Genomic DNA, 13198 nt, shown 5'->3' with positions numbered 1-13198 from the left:
TTATGGATCTTGTTGATTTATACATTGACAGCCATTTTAAAAGCGGCGAAACTGTTTATCATGAGCCCACCGGTGCAATAGGAAAGGTTTCATCGTTTTATTATGAACACGATGAAACGGGGTGGACTGGATCGTTAGTTGGAACAGTCTGTGTCGAAATAGAAAACCATGATCATCCACGTTATATTCCAAAAAAAGAACTTACTCATCATATTCCTCGCTTTGCGAGATGGAAGCATATCTACAAGAATTGTCCGAAGTATATTTATATGTGGCTTTATCTATTGGGCGGCGCTATGTTAGTTACGTGCGCATCCACCGGTCAACTTTATTTTGATATACTCGCATTGATATCGTTTTGGGTTTTAGTTCCGGATATGATATCAAAACGAAAAAAGAAATGGATTTATGCGCATCCGGAAATAATGGTACTGTATGGTGTTTACTTGTTAACCTTGCTATTATTAGCAATCCGATATCACATTTTGTATTAAAGGAGACTATATTGCATGAGAGTTTTAGTATTAATGAGAGGGGCCCCAGGAGTGGGCAAAAGCACATTTATTAAAAGTAATAGCCTAGAACAGTACGCATTAAGCGCCGACCAAATTAGGCTATTAATTCAATCTCCTATTCTTGATGTTAACGGAAGTCTTGCAATCACTCAGATGAATGATAAAAAAGTATGGCAGCTACTGTTTGACATGCTCGAAAGCCGTATGGAACGCGGAGAGTTCACTGTGATTGATGCTACAAATAGCAAAACTACTGAGATGAATCAGTATAAAAAGCTCTGTGATAAATATCGTTATCGGATTATCATGGTCGACTTTACCGATGTTCCCATCGATATTGTTAAATCACGAAATGTAGGACGGGACACATTTAAGCGTGTGCCTGAGTATGTTATTGACAACATGTACTCCAGATTTGAAACACAGAAAATTCCTAGTGGCTTTACTGTTATTAAGCCCGAACAATTCTATGAAACCATCAATTCACTGTATTCCTTACGTGATTTCTCTCAGTATAATAAAATTCATCACATCGGTGATATTCATGGATGCTATACAGCATTAGCAACTTACCTAGAATCAGCTGGCGGGATGAAAGATGATGAGCTCTATATCTTCTTGGGTGACTATATCGACCGAGGTATTGAAAATGGCAAGGTTATTAAATTCTTACTGTCAATTTACACAAAACCAAATGTCATCTTATTAACAGGTAATCATGAAGATCATTTGTATCGGTTCAGTCATGAGGTTCCTGGAGTGAGTGTTGAATTCGAATGCCATACTAAGCCACAATTAATCGATGCAGGAATCGACAAGAAAGAACTGAGACAGTTCTATCGTAAACTTGGTCAATTCGCTTTTTACCAATATGGTGAAAAAAGAATTTTAGTCACTCATGGTGGTTTAAGTACAATCCCATACAATTTTGCTTTCGTATCGACTCAACAACTGATCAGGGGCGTCGGCATGTACAAAGATATGGAGAAAGTTAATCAATCCTTCCTGGCAAATACTGATTCAAATGCATATCAAGTCCATGGCCATAGAAACGATTCAAGTTCTCCTACTCAAATCAATGAACGATGCTATAATTTATGCGGGACCCCTGAATACGGCAAAGAGCTACGTATCTTGACGCTAGATAAAGACGGCTTCTTAATTCATGAAATCAAGAATACTATCTTTGATGATGTTAAGTTCGCTGTAAAAGAAAATCCAGATGATGTTAATATCTCTGTTCAATCTATGGTTTCGCTATTAAGAGACAGTAAGTATGTGCAAGAAAAAGAATTTGGTAACATCTCTTCGTTTAATTTTACTCGTACAGCATTCGGTAACCGGATCTGGGATTCATTAACGACAAAAGCTCGCGGCCTATTTATTAATACGAATATTAATAAGATTGTTGCCCGCAGCTATAATAAGTTCTTCAATATGAATGAAGTAGAACAAACCAAAGTAAAACATCTACAGAATTCCCTTGTATTCCCGATCTCGCTCTACGTAAAATACAATGGCTTTTTAGGTATCGTGGGATATGATGAAGAGACGGATAGTTTGATGATAACTTCTAAAGCGTCATTGGAAAGCAGTCATACTCAGTATTTCAAAGAGATCTTCGATGCTAAGGTCAGAAATCAGAAAGATCTCAAGGAGTTCTTAAGAGATAGAAATCTATCACTTATCTTCGAAGTAATCGATCCAGTCAACGATCCACATATCATTGAATATTCAGAGCCAGACATCGTCCTGTTAGACGCCGTGTATCGCACGATGGAATACCAGAAGGTTGATCATTTTGAATTAACTATGATTGCTTTGCAATTTGGTCTAAAAGCAAAAGAGCAGGTCTTTATATTCACTAGCTGGAACGAGTTTTATGTGGCAAATGAACAGTTCCAAGAAAAAGACTACAAATGGATGGACGAGCATATCGAAGGATTTGTTGTCGAAGACGCGTCTGGCTTCATGTTTAAGCTTAAGCTTAATTATTATAACAGATGGAAGTTCATGCGCAGCGTAAAAGATGAAGTTCGTCGTTGTGGAAATATTAGACGTACTTCAGCATTAACCGATAGAGAACAGAACGAATTCTATGGCTATCTAAGGCAGCTGCCAAGAGAAGCGTTAGAACAAAGCATTATTCAATTGCGGAACAATTTCTATGCTCAACGAGATAAAGAAGATTTAGGACCAGCTGCATAAATTTAAAGCAACGGAGTGTTTAGTATTATAAAATTTGATAGCATTGAGATTGCAAAATGGATTATAGTCTTCTTAGCGGTTCTTCTTGTAGTGATACTTGGATTTTCTATATATTCGACAGTCGATAACTACAATAATCGTATGTCTGAAGGGATTATCGTTAAGAAAATTGTTGACGATGAATTCACTTCTGTACAAATGGTCGGTAAAACTCCAATATCGATATATCATCCAAAATCATATTCATTCGTTATAACAAACAATGTTAAAACATACTTAACGTCTGTCTCGGAAGAAGACTTTAACCGGTATAAGATTAAAGATCACTACGTTGTAAAAGGTGGTAATTAATATGTTTGACAAAGCTCAAAACCAAGACATCTACAACAGAATTATGTCGGCCGGTACTAAATCCGGTCACTTAATTGCTGACGAGATAAGCCTTAAGAAAATGGAATACAAAGACACAGATGATGCTTTACGATCTTTATGCACTCAACGTGGCTGCAAGGCAGACATAGAAACACCTGGGGATACCACCCCTATTAAGCTGTTAAAGACTGAGCGTGCCAATATCGATGCCGACATAAACAAACTCTGCTCCACCCAGTATGTAAGACTTTCTAGTGTGTTCAGAGCTTTAAACATTCAAGAGGAGGAAGAATAGTGTCATATATTCATGTGAAAGACGAGCGTATCGATCCATCCATTCAACCCTTAGCTGAAGGCGACATACTCTTGATGGGCAATGGTGGTAAGAGCATGATCATTAAGCTAAAAGAAGGCTATGGCGTGTTAGACTTGGGGCAATGTAACGTTCATTACACAGCTCCATCAATCGCACAATTGATTGGAATATTCAAGGATGCTAGATCAGCTCCGCGTCGAGCTGTGTCGTCGGCCCAAGTGCAGATCGTCATAACCGGTGAAAAGGGTTCTGAGATTAAAATAGAATACGGAGATGAACGCGATGCTAATGAAAACCGCAAAATTTAAAACCAAAAACACTCTATACGAGATCAACGAAGATGGCATACATCGTAATGGCGAGCTTATGATTAAATCAGAATGCATCAAGAATTATAATTATTACGGTGTACCAGAAGCAACTACGTTAGAGCCGCAAACGGGCGCTAAATTATGTGTTGTGTATTATGATCCAGAAGAGGACGCGATCATGAGTATGGACACTACACGAATTCAAGAGGTGTTTTGATGGAAAAAGCTTGGCTCTTTATATGGCTTGTTATGGGGCATTTTGTATTCGATTGGTTGTTACAAACTAACTGGATGGCTATGAACAAAAAAAATAATCCTTTCGCTTTGTTAGTGCATTCATTGGTATACGCCTTAGGAGTAACGATTACATTGTTTTTTGCTATAGGGGCAATGCCGACACTTTCAGTATTTGCGGTAGTATTTTCTCCTTTATTTGTTAGTCATGTGCTTCTCGATTCTTACCATTTTCACGTTTGGTGGTGCATCTATATAAAACGGATGCCGCCAGATGAAATACCATTATGGATGCTTATCTGTATCGATCAAATTTGGCACATACTAATATTGTTTGGATTAATCGAATGGTTGAAACATTAAGCCAAGATCTAACTCAATTTCTTATTTGTCGTCGTCAAGCATATGATTTATATCCAGGAGCAGAGGTTATATACAGATATCAATTTACAATGCATCTATGTGTAATCAATGAAGTACTTGAAAATACTGCTTACGTAACATTCGCAGGTAGTACGTATCCACGACGAGTAGCTAAAATGAATTTGTATTGCAAGGACTAGCCGCCTAGTAGGCGGCTTTTTGTATGTAAAAATAAAAGAAAATAAACGAAATGAGGAATTTTATTATGAAAAAGAAATATAGCCTTGAGTTTAAAAAAGAAGTACTGCTTGTAGCATTAAAAAGCCAAAGTGATTATACTCAAGTTTCAAAAGATTTTGGATTACCTGCAAATACCGTCTCTAGCTTTAAATGGCAGCTAAAAACCCTCGGTTTATTCAACGACATCTTAAAAGAAGCTCACAAAAAAGAACAAACAGTTCTTAGATTCGATTCTACTCCGCTAAGTTCAATGCCGAAAGCCAAACCTGTCAAATCAGATTTTGCTTCTGCTCTCGGTATAATAACATACTACAAGATTGATAATACCGTATTCAAGCAAGGCGGTATCGCTATATTCAAGAAAAACCAAGTTCGTGGTCCTAGAACGGGCAATGGCGAATATCCGGCTAGCATTATCAAGGTTAATCAAGATTCGATTGTTGTCGGCTATTATGAAGCTGCTTCGGAAAAACAGTTACGCCAGAAGATTACATTGGAAGACCTAATATCGCAAAATCCACGTTTTACATTGAAACCAGCAGTAATAAAAGCAATTAGTTAAAAAAAATAAGAGCAGGCGATCTTTTCGCCTGCTCATTTGTTATGCTACATGTTTTAATAGGAGTCCTTCTTTTTTTCGTAACAACTTAACGATATAATCAAGACCTCTTTGGCTGACTACTACTTTGGTGTTAATGCCAGATTTCTTTTCCTTGTTTCCCTTCATATAATACTCATAAGGAGATTCAATTACTTTGAAATAACAAGCTTCAACAAAACGACGATACGGTGTTCTGGAATCAACCAGGATTTCATTTTTAACTAAGAACTTAAATAGGTTATTGCGGCCATAACGCTTAAGATTAATAATGTTGGCCACATCCTGCATGCTTAACCAATTTTCTGAATTTGCAACCACATCATAAAACTCAGCTTTAGGTTTCATTTCTTCATTAGCTGTAGTTAGTTCAGTATTATGCTCTGTGAGTTGTCTAACTTCTTTTGTTTTAGTAAAGAAAGCAATAGCTCTATCTTCTTCGGATAATGCCAGGTATTCGGATACCATGGGTGGAATTTCAGGAACAGTTGTTAACTGTTGATATTGTTTTTCTACTTCGATGAAATAATTGCGAGCTTGTTCACCGCGAGCTGATTTGGAAACCATACAAAGCTTTTTTGCAAAATCAATTGACAGTTTGTAGTCAGTGGCTTTTTGTCCCCTACCAGAATACTCGCCCTGTAGTGCGAGTAATATAAAGTCAGTGTTTTCAACGGCAAATTGATTATCGACGATATTTCTTTTAACCCATTTTGAATAATGACTTGGATTTAATTCTAAGAATTCATAAAGCTCCCGGGCTGTAGTTGTTCTGTCCTCTTCGTTGATAATGATTAGTTGTTCCATAATATAAACCTCCAAATATTTTTTAATGGAGGAGGGCCGGTAACTATCCGGCAAGCCCTACGCTATAATATTACATACTGTTTTCAGCTTTTACAGTTTGTAAAAATAATTTAGTTAGCATCTTTTACTTGATGTTAACCTACATGTTAAGTATAATAGATATCAAACAGATTTACAAGGAGGTTTTCCTATATGTTTGTAAAATGTTGGCGCTGCGGCACAATGCACGCTTTGGACTCTATTTGTCCACGGTGTGGAAGCGGAGGCGGCAATAAAAGCAGTATTAGTATTTCTATCAATAGCCTCATCAGGACTACCAAGGTTATTCCGGCTATACCAAAAGCAGTTATTCAAGGAGGAATTTACGCATGAAAATTTGCAACTTAGAAGAATATTCAGCAAGTCGTCGGGTGTCTGATCTTATTGATTATATACAAGAAACTTTTCCGGTTGCCTTTCCTAAAAAACCTAACCCAAAGGTAGCTCTTAAAGTTGGTATTCATGAGGACTTAACAGCTTGGGGTGCTACTATTGGTATTCCAAAGAATATGATTAGCCAAGCTCTTCGTGCTTGGTGTCAAGGTATTCGCTATGCTGAAGCTCTAAGCTTTCCTGGAGCTCCTCGTTACGGACTTTCTGGCGTTGTTACCGGAAACGTTCGAGAGAAAGATGCTGCCTACGCTCAGGTGTTATCAAAAGAAATCATACGCCTAAGAGATAAGGCTAGACTAAACAAAGCTATTAAGGCTGTCTTAGAAAATGAAGTGGCAGCCGCATAAGGAGTGATCTTCGTTGGCTGCAAATAAATTCTTAGAAACATTAAAAAAGAAACCAAGGAGTAGCCAGGCTCTTGTACAAACAATTATACCTGGCGCAAAAACTCGTGGAAATTGCAACGATGGCTGCCTAATATTAAAAAACTGTCAAATTCTTAATAAGAGATTAATCAGCGTGTTGATTTTATACCGTGAACATATAAGCCAATTTTTAAATACATCACCTAGATCTTATCGTCGTCGTCAAAACAATAATACGAGCTACGAATACCAAGATGGCTATAGTCAATGCAGTAATGATATAAGCGGCATCGTTAATAAAATGTTTGAAAAAGAAGACCATACTATTATGGCTATGCAAAGCATATTAGCTGAATCCTACGCATTAATACAAGATTTGGAAGATCATAATCAACATTATTCTCGTCGGGCTAGAGCTATTCGTTTGCGATACGACAAGCTTTATCGTGATATGCGAGGAGAAAACGATTAAACGGAGGTATTTTTATGTATGAAGACAACCTACCTGAATATGAAGGTAAACGCCGAGTGTATGTTAATTTAACTCAAAGGAAAGGCGAAGAAGTTGTTTGTGGTTTACATCTCGAAGATACATTTCAAGCGGCAATAGACTTGTTAATGCCTGCTGCTTATGGTGGTTTAAATCTACAACCACATGATGAAGTGATGGCCAAGATCAAAGCCAAACAAGAGTTGCTTAAAGCTATGGCTGTCGGCGATCGCCTTCAGGGTGTTTGTGACATTATTGAGTGTCGCGAATTAGACTGTGACGAATATGCTTGCTTAGATTTGGAGGTTCTTGAAAATGGTTTTTAAACATCAAATAGGACATCGTACAAGGGCTGCCTTTCGTGAATGCTGGATCGATAAGACTCGTACTTTATATCAAGCCTGGTGCCCCCAGATTGAGGTAGACGGCAAGTTGATGTGTATTTCAGATCCATCCACGCCTACCAGGTGCATAGAGCTACCGACTCAACAAGAAGCGGTTGAATATGCTAAAAATTATCGTAATGAATTAAAGGGTATCACGGCATAAGGACATCGCAGAAAGGATATGTATTGTGTCGGAAAAACAAACGAAAAAGCTTCCTCCCGCTGTAGTAAAGCTATTCCCTGGCTATGAAGTATTTAAGATGCCATGGGGCGCAGCTACCAAGAATTTAAAGACTGGGAATTGGGACATGGCATTTTTCTCTGACGGTCAAGAATTAAGTTTAGAAAACTGGGAAGTTGAATTACACGACAACGGAATTGAAATTTTAGGCTTTTATGGAAAGGTCATCAAAAATGGATCTGATTAAGCTACATGGTATCCCACGATATAACTGGTCAAAAATAATTGCTGAAGAAAAATGGCGACCTATCCATAAGCATTACAGAGCTGGTGATCCTTGTCCTCGTTGTGGTGAACTTATGAACGACGACAGCGAATGTATTGATGTTGGCGTAGGTTCTAATGTACAAGTAACTTACCTAATGAATTGCTATGGCTGTGGGCTTGAAGCCGGTAATTCAGGAAGGGACATTATGTATTTCGAATGGGGTGAAGATGGAGAAGCGCATGAATGGATAGATCAAAATGAGCTTTAAATCACACTTCTCCACGTACCATTTTTCCATAAAGAGCCCATTCATTTATTTTTCTTAATTCATTACTTTTCACTAGAGGAGCGAACAAAACATGGGGTAACGAATTGCCAGCCTGTTGTTAATAGTAAAATAGGCAATAAGCAAACAGTTGTTAACTCTCAACTATCAAGTGAATTCGCTAGAATATTAGCAAAAGAAATAAGGAGGTCAGTTGTTGACAATAACCAACAAACTCATCGAAATGCCCAGGCATCCTCATCAAGTTTATATCCTTATGGGCCCTTCGGGAAGCGGTAAAACTACTATTGCTCAAGCACTTCGTAAATATGGCGTTCATGAACATGTTAGCTGCACAACAAGAGCTCCGCGTAATAACGAAACTAATGGTATTCAGTATTATTTCATGACCCGTGAAATGTTTAATCGTCAAGATATGCTGGAGTGCGCTGAGCATTCAGGAAATTTATATGGTGTTACCGAAACAGAATTCCTGCATAATCTCGGTAAATATAAAGCTAGTGTTATTGTTACAGAGATTCAAGGAGCTATCCAAATCAAGCAAGCATTCCCTGAATGTACTACTCTTATTTTTGTTAACGCCAGTCGCGATGAGGTTGTAGAACGTATGAAAGAACGCGGCGATTCGTTAGATTCTATTATGAAACGACTCCAGTATGATGATGAACGTGATGTATGGAACAACTGGATTCATGCCGATTATACAGTCGACAATTCTGATGGAGCCACTATTGATAAGATAGTGGAAGATGTATTATTCATTATGGGTATCGAGCCCAAAGAATTAACCAAAGCATCTTAGGGGGTAAATATGTCAATAACAATTCACTCGGGCGGGGCGCAAGGCGCTGATTCTTACTTTGGCAATATTGGTATAGAGTTGGGATATAAAGTAATCCATCATAGCTTTATGAACCACAGAGTTAACTGCAAAGGAACTGTGCTTGTTCATAATTTGTTTCAACTCTTTTTAGCTGATGCATACCTACAAAAGGCAAATAAGTCATTGCACCGTGCGTTCCCGCCCAGGAGTGTTTTTGTTAAGCGTTTACTTCAACGTAATTATTATCAAGTCAAAGATAGCTCATGTATTGTCGCTGTTAGTAAGTTAGACAAAAACATGAAATTAGTATGTGGCGGCACCGGTTGGGCATGCCAGTTGGGTGTCGACATGGGAAAACCGGTATATGTATTTGACGACGGTCAGACAAATGAATGGTACATTTATGATTATGATCAACAAATTTTTGCAAAACTATCATCTATACCTATAATTAGTGATTCGTTAGCTGGAATCGGTACGAGAGAAATTACTCCGGCCGGAATTCAAGCGATTCGAGGCGTATTGACGTCTAGTTCTTCGACCGATTTAAAATTAAAATTCTGGACTGCTCAATATCGCTATAGCGGCGAAGACCGCTTCGATATCACAGTCAAAGGCGCTGTTAATTATGCATTTGCTCCAACGTGGAATATGGTTAACGCGTATAAAAACGGTTCTATGACAGAAGAGCAATACACTGTTGAATATAGAGCCTTGATGAAGAAGTCAATAGGCACTAATAAAAAAGCTTGGGAAGAATTATTGGCACTCAAAGAAGCTACTCTTGTATGTTTCTGTCCATCCAACACATTCTGCCACAGGCATATCTTAGCTGATATCCTTAAACAGCTTGGCGCTCACTATATGGGTGAGCGTTCAGTAGCTTCAAAAAACATTAAGTAACCAGAAGCGCCCACGTCTTATTAGGATTCTTTGCAGCAAGGATGCGCTACCCAATTTAAAACATGCCGATTGGCTCATATCTTTTGGTTTAACACGGTATTTGCCGTTTGAACATACATACATAAGATAAGGGGCTGTTTTTAAATGGAAAACGCTACAAAAGAAAAAGAAATGATCGTAACCAACGTTTGTCCTACCTGCGGAAGAATGCCGCTCAAAGCAACAATATCAGAAACCTGTAATCTGTATACCGATAAGACTCAAAGCCTATTTACGGTATGCGCTAAATCCAAGGAGCTATTAAGTTTTAGATGTGCTATAATCAGAGCGGAAGAAGCTGGAGAAACCGATATTGCGATAGAAGATCCATGCATGGATTGCTCCCACAATATAATCGTGCAGGATCCAGGGACTTTTGTAAAAATGAAAGATTTCAATTTTGAATCTGATGACAAGCCTACATTTACTGAAATTCATCAATGCTCTTGTGGGACTGTTTTTGAGGTGAATAGGTAATTTCTTAATTCCTGATTTATATCTATCACACATGCTAAGTTAATTGCTAATTAAAATTTCACATCTTTGCTAGTTGTAAAAGACTTTACTATGCGTAATATGTTTAGCAGCGGTAAGGTTATTAGCTAGTAAATTTGTGAAAGGATTGAAAACCGTGAAAATAGTAGTTGAAGTAGACTTGGATTTTTTATGTGATATGAGAAATCTGCTAGGATTATCAATAAGTGACGTAGCTGCTGAATTAGGATACAAAACCCCTACAGGGTATTGGTTAATCGAAAATGGCCAGAGAAAAGTTAGCGTCAGTGTTCTTTACAAACTTTCCAAGATGTATGAACGCAATATGGAAGACTTCTTGCTTGTACAAGAATAACTGAACTGACTTACTGCTGGAGGGGGAAAGTAATGTCAACGAAAAAATATGATGTAATGCTATACCCATACAAGCATGAATCAAAAGAGCAAGCACAGAAATTTGTCGGTGCCATAAAAAATGGTATACTGAAGCATCCGCAGAAACTGACTGTATCACAAATAGCACAAGCTGTTGTTAATGGTCACACGATTATTCTTGGGCATGCTGAATACGGCAAAGAAGAAACCGATCTTATACAAGAAACAAAGAAAAACATTGGAGCTAGTATAAGGCATTGGAAAGGCCAACAAGTATTCGCTATCGATTTTGACAATGAAGAAACCATAAATAATAAAGCTGTTAAGTTAACAGGCGACAAATACTTTTCGATTGATAAAGTGCTAGCTCATTGTAAAACGGCTAAAATACCTCCCGCTTTTTTATATACAACGGGCAGCCATAAAGAAGATCATCATAAGTTTAGATTAGTTTTTGTCTTGAACCAGATGATCGATACTCTTGAACATCATCGAGAAGTAATGAATTCCTTATTTAACATGTTTTTGGTTAACAACGAATGTGTTGTAGATATTAAATGTTGTGATCCATGTAGATTATTCTATCCAGGCAAAAAAATAGTCTACAAGAATTACAGTGCTATCGTCGACACAGATCGGTTAATCGAAAGATTCAACGGTATAGCAAATACAGCCAGGCACTTGAAATCTAATTCTAAAAAATCTGCTGTTAAGAATAAAACTATACCATGCACAGCTTCAAGAATGATAAATCTGATCAAGTCGAATAACTTAGAAGAAATATTTCCAATATTAGTAAGAGAAATCAATACCCTTAAACCCCGCGTAATTACTGGCTCGGAGGACTCTAGACTAAACGCAGAACAAGTATCTATTATATACACGAAGTGTATATCCTATCTTTTGTTAACCCCAGATACCTGTTCTGCGAAAAGTCCAACCCCTACGAAGCCAGTAACGGTGCGGCTTCCAGAGGACTACTATGCTGTTACTCGTAAATTTCCACTGCATATTTTGCTAGGGCTACCACTTCATACAAATTTTGAATGTATTTTGCCTGCTCATATCGACAATAAACCTTCAGCTCGTATTGAGATCGATAAAAACGGTGATTATATTTATCATTGTTACGGATGCGATTCTTACTTAGATATCTTCGGTATTTTAGAACACATAACCGGTTGGAGTCATATGCAGGCGAAGGCCTTTATCAATAGCTTGCTAAACATTCGTTTTGAAACCGAATGGCAAATTCAGAAGAAAGCGGCTATTACCGAATACCAAGATTATATATGGGGCGATCAATTTAAGATAACACATGAATGGTTCAAAAAACGTTTGGTCCGCGCTAATGCACTCGGCATTCTTAATCTGATGCTACAAATGGCAAGATTGTATATTTATGACCGTAAAATTACGGGCAATGAAAATCCATTGTTTTATATGTCGCTATCTTTAATAGCAAAAAAAGCTAAAGACTTTGGATATGGTTACATGTCAAAATCCGCTATTCATACTAAGATCAAGTTGTTAACCAGGTTGGGCTTAATTGAAATTATCAAAGAAGAAGAGCTACCGGTTAAATTTAAAAAGGATTTGCAAAATCGTAGAACTGAAAAAGAACAATGCTATCGTATCAATTGTTTTTCCATACCAGAGTTCTCTATACAGCTGTTAAACAGCGCAGAAGCAAAGCTTCGTGAGATAGAGCAAAATGGTATGCGCCGCAGATACTATTGCCGTGAAGCGGAACTGAGAGCTAATGGATCTACTTCAGCTAACGAGCAATATGTTCAAGATGAAAATAAGGCTCGGTCGAAAAAAATCGAAGAGTTTTATATAAAGTACATGAAGGTCGCAACCAAGCTTATAGCTAAAGGCTGGACCACAGAAAAAGAAATATTAGCCAAAATAAAGGGCTACACCTCTCGCCGCAAGCAAGATCTGAGCGGCATATGTTTGCCGCAGCTCTTGAAAGAACTAAATCTGAAAAGAGTAGCTTACTCCAAACAATATGAAACCGACTTTGCTATTAAGAAAGGTTTGTTGTCTTACGGTGTCAATAAGATTATCGTAAGGGAGGTGAGCTTATAGCATGTTAAGAAAATGGTTACACAAACAACGGTGCAAAGCTGTTAGGCGTAGCTCTAACTTATATCAATGGATGGCAAAAAAGATGGTTAAGCTTGGT

20 protein-coding genes are annotated in these 13198 nt (G+C 37.8%); 19 read left to right on the top strand and 1 reads right to left on the bottom strand.

The window, feature by feature from the left end; all coding sequences use genetic code 11:
• Positions 1–2: 2 nt before the first annotated feature.
• The 7 genes from ACZ449_RS00315 (at position 3) to ACZ449_RS00285 (ending at position 5121) form a co-directional block, all read left to right on the top strand.
• A complete protein-coding gene (locus ACZ449_RS00315) occupies positions 3–494 on the top strand; it encodes a hypothetical protein (protein ID WP_464256800.1) in 492 nt (163 codons plus the stop codon).
• A 15-nt stretch (positions 495–509) separates the two neighbouring features.
• Positions 510–2723: an RNA ligase gene (locus tag ACZ449_RS00310; RefSeq protein ID WP_464256799.1), complete on the top strand. Its 2214-nt coding sequence runs from the start codon at positions 510–512 to the stop codon at positions 2721–2723.
• Between the two features lie 352 nt (positions 2724–3075).
• The gene (locus tag ACZ449_RS00305; protein ID WP_464256798.1) at positions 3076–3390 is read left to right on the top strand and encodes a hypothetical protein; all 315 of its coding nucleotides are present in this window, start codon (positions 3076–3078) and stop codon (positions 3388–3390) included.
• On the top strand, positions 3390–3719 hold the full coding sequence (locus ACZ449_RS00300) for a hypothetical protein (RefSeq protein ID WP_464256797.1): 330 nt from the start codon (positions 3390–3392) through the stop codon (positions 3717–3719). The genes ACZ449_RS00305 and ACZ449_RS00300 overlap by 1 nt, the downstream gene beginning before the upstream one ends.
• Positions 3685–3939 carry a hypothetical protein gene (locus ACZ449_RS00295; RefSeq protein WP_464256796.1) on the top strand — a complete coding sequence of 85 codons (255 nt, stop codon included), beginning with the start codon at positions 3685–3687 and terminating at the stop codon, positions 3937–3939. The genes ACZ449_RS00300 and ACZ449_RS00295 overlap by 35 nt, the downstream gene beginning before the upstream one ends.
• Positions 3939–4319 carry a DUF3307 domain-containing protein gene (locus ACZ449_RS00290; protein ID WP_464256795.1) on the top strand — a complete coding sequence of 127 codons (381 nt, stop codon included), beginning with the start codon at positions 3939–3941 and terminating at the stop codon, positions 4317–4319. The genes ACZ449_RS00295 and ACZ449_RS00290 overlap by 1 nt, the downstream gene beginning before the upstream one ends.
• Before the next feature lie 265 nt (positions 4320–4584).
• Entirely contained in the window at positions 4585–5121 is a 537-nt protein-coding gene (locus ACZ449_RS00285) for a transposase (RefSeq protein WP_464256794.1), read from the top strand.
• Positions 5122–5160: 39 nt separating this feature from the next.
• Here the strand turns inward: ACZ449_RS00285 and ACZ449_RS00280 are convergent, their stop codons facing one another.
• Positions 5161–5964 (bottom strand): antA/AntB antirepressor family protein, encoded by an 804-nt coding sequence (locus tag ACZ449_RS00280; protein ID WP_464256793.1) that lies wholly within the window; start codon positions 5962–5964, stop codon positions 5161–5163.
• Positions 5965–6156: 192 nt separating this feature from the next.
• Here ACZ449_RS00280 and ACZ449_RS00275 point away from each other — a divergent pair, with 192 nt between their 5' ends.
• The 12 genes from ACZ449_RS00275 (at position 6157) to ACZ449_RS00220 (ending at position 13101) form a co-directional block, all read left to right on the top strand.
• Positions 6157–6336 (top strand): hypothetical protein, encoded by a 180-nt coding sequence (locus ACZ449_RS00275; protein ID WP_464256792.1) that lies wholly within the window; start codon positions 6157–6159, stop codon positions 6334–6336.
• Complete coding sequence (locus ACZ449_RS00270; RefSeq protein WP_464256791.1) at positions 6333–6743, top strand: ProQ/FinO family protein; 411 nt, start codon at positions 6333–6335, stop codon at positions 6741–6743. Before ACZ449_RS00275 ends, ACZ449_RS00270 begins: the two co-directional genes overlap by 4 nt.
• A 13-nt stretch (positions 6744–6756) precedes the next feature.
• Positions 6757–7233: a hypothetical protein gene (locus ACZ449_RS00265; protein WP_464256790.1), complete on the top strand. Its 477-nt coding sequence runs from the start codon at positions 6757–6759 to the stop codon at positions 7231–7233.
• A gap of 14 nt (positions 7234–7247) precedes the next feature.
• Complete coding sequence (locus ACZ449_RS00260) at positions 7248–7577, top strand: hypothetical protein (protein ID WP_464256789.1); 330 nt, start codon at positions 7248–7250, stop codon at positions 7575–7577.
• Positions 7567–7800, top strand: coding sequence for a hypothetical protein (locus ACZ449_RS00255; protein ID WP_464256788.1), 234 nt, complete (start codon positions 7567–7569; stop codon positions 7798–7800). Before ACZ449_RS00260 ends, ACZ449_RS00255 begins: the two co-directional genes overlap by 11 nt.
• A gap of 25 nt (positions 7801–7825) precedes the next feature.
• A complete protein-coding gene (locus ACZ449_RS00250; RefSeq protein WP_464256787.1) occupies positions 7826–8065 on the top strand; it encodes a hypothetical protein in 240 nt (79 codons plus the stop codon).
• Entirely contained in the window at positions 8052–8354 is a 303-nt protein-coding gene (locus ACZ449_RS00245) for a hypothetical protein (RefSeq protein WP_464256786.1), read from the top strand. The genes ACZ449_RS00250 and ACZ449_RS00245 overlap by 14 nt, the downstream gene beginning before the upstream one ends.
• Before the next feature lie 214 nt (positions 8355–8568).
• Positions 8569–9174 carry a guanylate kinase gene (locus ACZ449_RS00240; protein WP_464256785.1) on the top strand — a complete coding sequence of 202 codons (606 nt, stop codon included), beginning with the start codon at positions 8569–8571 and terminating at the stop codon, positions 9172–9174.
• Positions 9175–9183: 9 nt separating this feature from the next.
• Positions 9184–10098, top strand: coding sequence for a DUF488 family protein, N3 subclade (locus ACZ449_RS00235; protein WP_464256784.1), 915 nt, complete (start codon positions 9184–9186; stop codon positions 10096–10098).
• Positions 10099–10242: 144 nt separating this feature from the next.
• Positions 10243–10614, top strand: coding sequence for a hypothetical protein (locus ACZ449_RS00230; protein WP_464256783.1), 372 nt, complete (start codon positions 10243–10245; stop codon positions 10612–10614).
• Between the two features lie 154 nt (positions 10615–10768).
• Positions 10769–10987, top strand: coding sequence for a helix-turn-helix domain-containing protein (locus ACZ449_RS00225; RefSeq protein WP_464256782.1), 219 nt, complete (start codon positions 10769–10771; stop codon positions 10985–10987).
• A gap of 32 nt (positions 10988–11019) precedes the next feature.
• Positions 11020–13101, top strand: a complete 2082-nt coding sequence (locus tag ACZ449_RS00220; protein WP_464256781.1) for a hypothetical protein — start codon at positions 11020–11022, stop codon at positions 13099–13101.
• Positions 13102–13198: the final 97 nt, after the last annotated feature.

This window comes from Desulfosporomusa polytropa, assembly GCF_055380075.1.
Note: the sequence above shows the minus strand (reverse complement) of the source record. Positions and strands in the feature narration are given on the sequence as shown.

Coding starts and splice junctions, on each gene's coding strand:
- ACZ449_RS00315 (WP_464256800.1), top strand. CDS start 3: ATGGATCTTGTTGATTTATACATTGACAGCCATTTTAAAAGCGGCGAA.
- ACZ449_RS00310 (WP_464256799.1), top strand. CDS start 510: ATGAGAGTTTTAGTATTAATGAGAGGGGCCCCAGGAGTGGGCAAAAGC.
- ACZ449_RS00305 (WP_464256798.1), top strand. CDS start 3,076: ATGTTTGACAAAGCTCAAAACCAAGACATCTACAACAGAATTATGTCG.
- ACZ449_RS00295 (WP_464256796.1), top strand. CDS start 3,685: ATGAACGCGATGCTAATGAAAACCGCAAAATTTAAAACCAAAAACACT.
- ACZ449_RS00290 (WP_464256795.1), top strand. CDS start 3,939: ATGGAAAAAGCTTGGCTCTTTATATGGCTTGTTATGGGGCATTTTGTA.
- ACZ449_RS00285 (WP_464256794.1), top strand. CDS start 4,585: ATGAAAAAGAAATATAGCCTTGAGTTTAAAAAAGAAGTACTGCTTGTA.
- ACZ449_RS00280 (WP_464256793.1), bottom strand. CDS start 5,964: ATGGAACAACTAATCATTATCAACGAAGAGGACAGAACAACTACAGCC.
- ACZ449_RS00275 (WP_464256792.1), top strand. CDS start 6,157: ATGTTTGTAAAATGTTGGCGCTGCGGCACAATGCACGCTTTGGACTCT.
- ACZ449_RS00270 (WP_464256791.1), top strand. CDS start 6,333: ATGAAAATTTGCAACTTAGAAGAATATTCAGCAAGTCGTCGGGTGTCT.
- ACZ449_RS00260 (WP_464256789.1), top strand. CDS start 7,248: ATGTATGAAGACAACCTACCTGAATATGAAGGTAAACGCCGAGTGTAT.
- ACZ449_RS00255 (WP_464256788.1), top strand. CDS start 7,567: ATGGTTTTTAAACATCAAATAGGACATCGTACAAGGGCTGCCTTTCGT.
- ACZ449_RS00245 (WP_464256786.1), top strand. CDS start 8,052: ATGGATCTGATTAAGCTACATGGTATCCCACGATATAACTGGTCAAAA.
- ACZ449_RS00235 (WP_464256784.1), top strand. CDS start 9,184: ATGTCAATAACAATTCACTCGGGCGGGGCGCAAGGCGCTGATTCTTAC.
- ACZ449_RS00230 (WP_464256783.1), top strand. CDS start 10,243: ATGGAAAACGCTACAAAAGAAAAAGAAATGATCGTAACCAACGTTTGT.
- ACZ449_RS00220 (WP_464256781.1), top strand. CDS start 11,020: ATGTCAACGAAAAAATATGATGTAATGCTATACCCATACAAGCATGAA.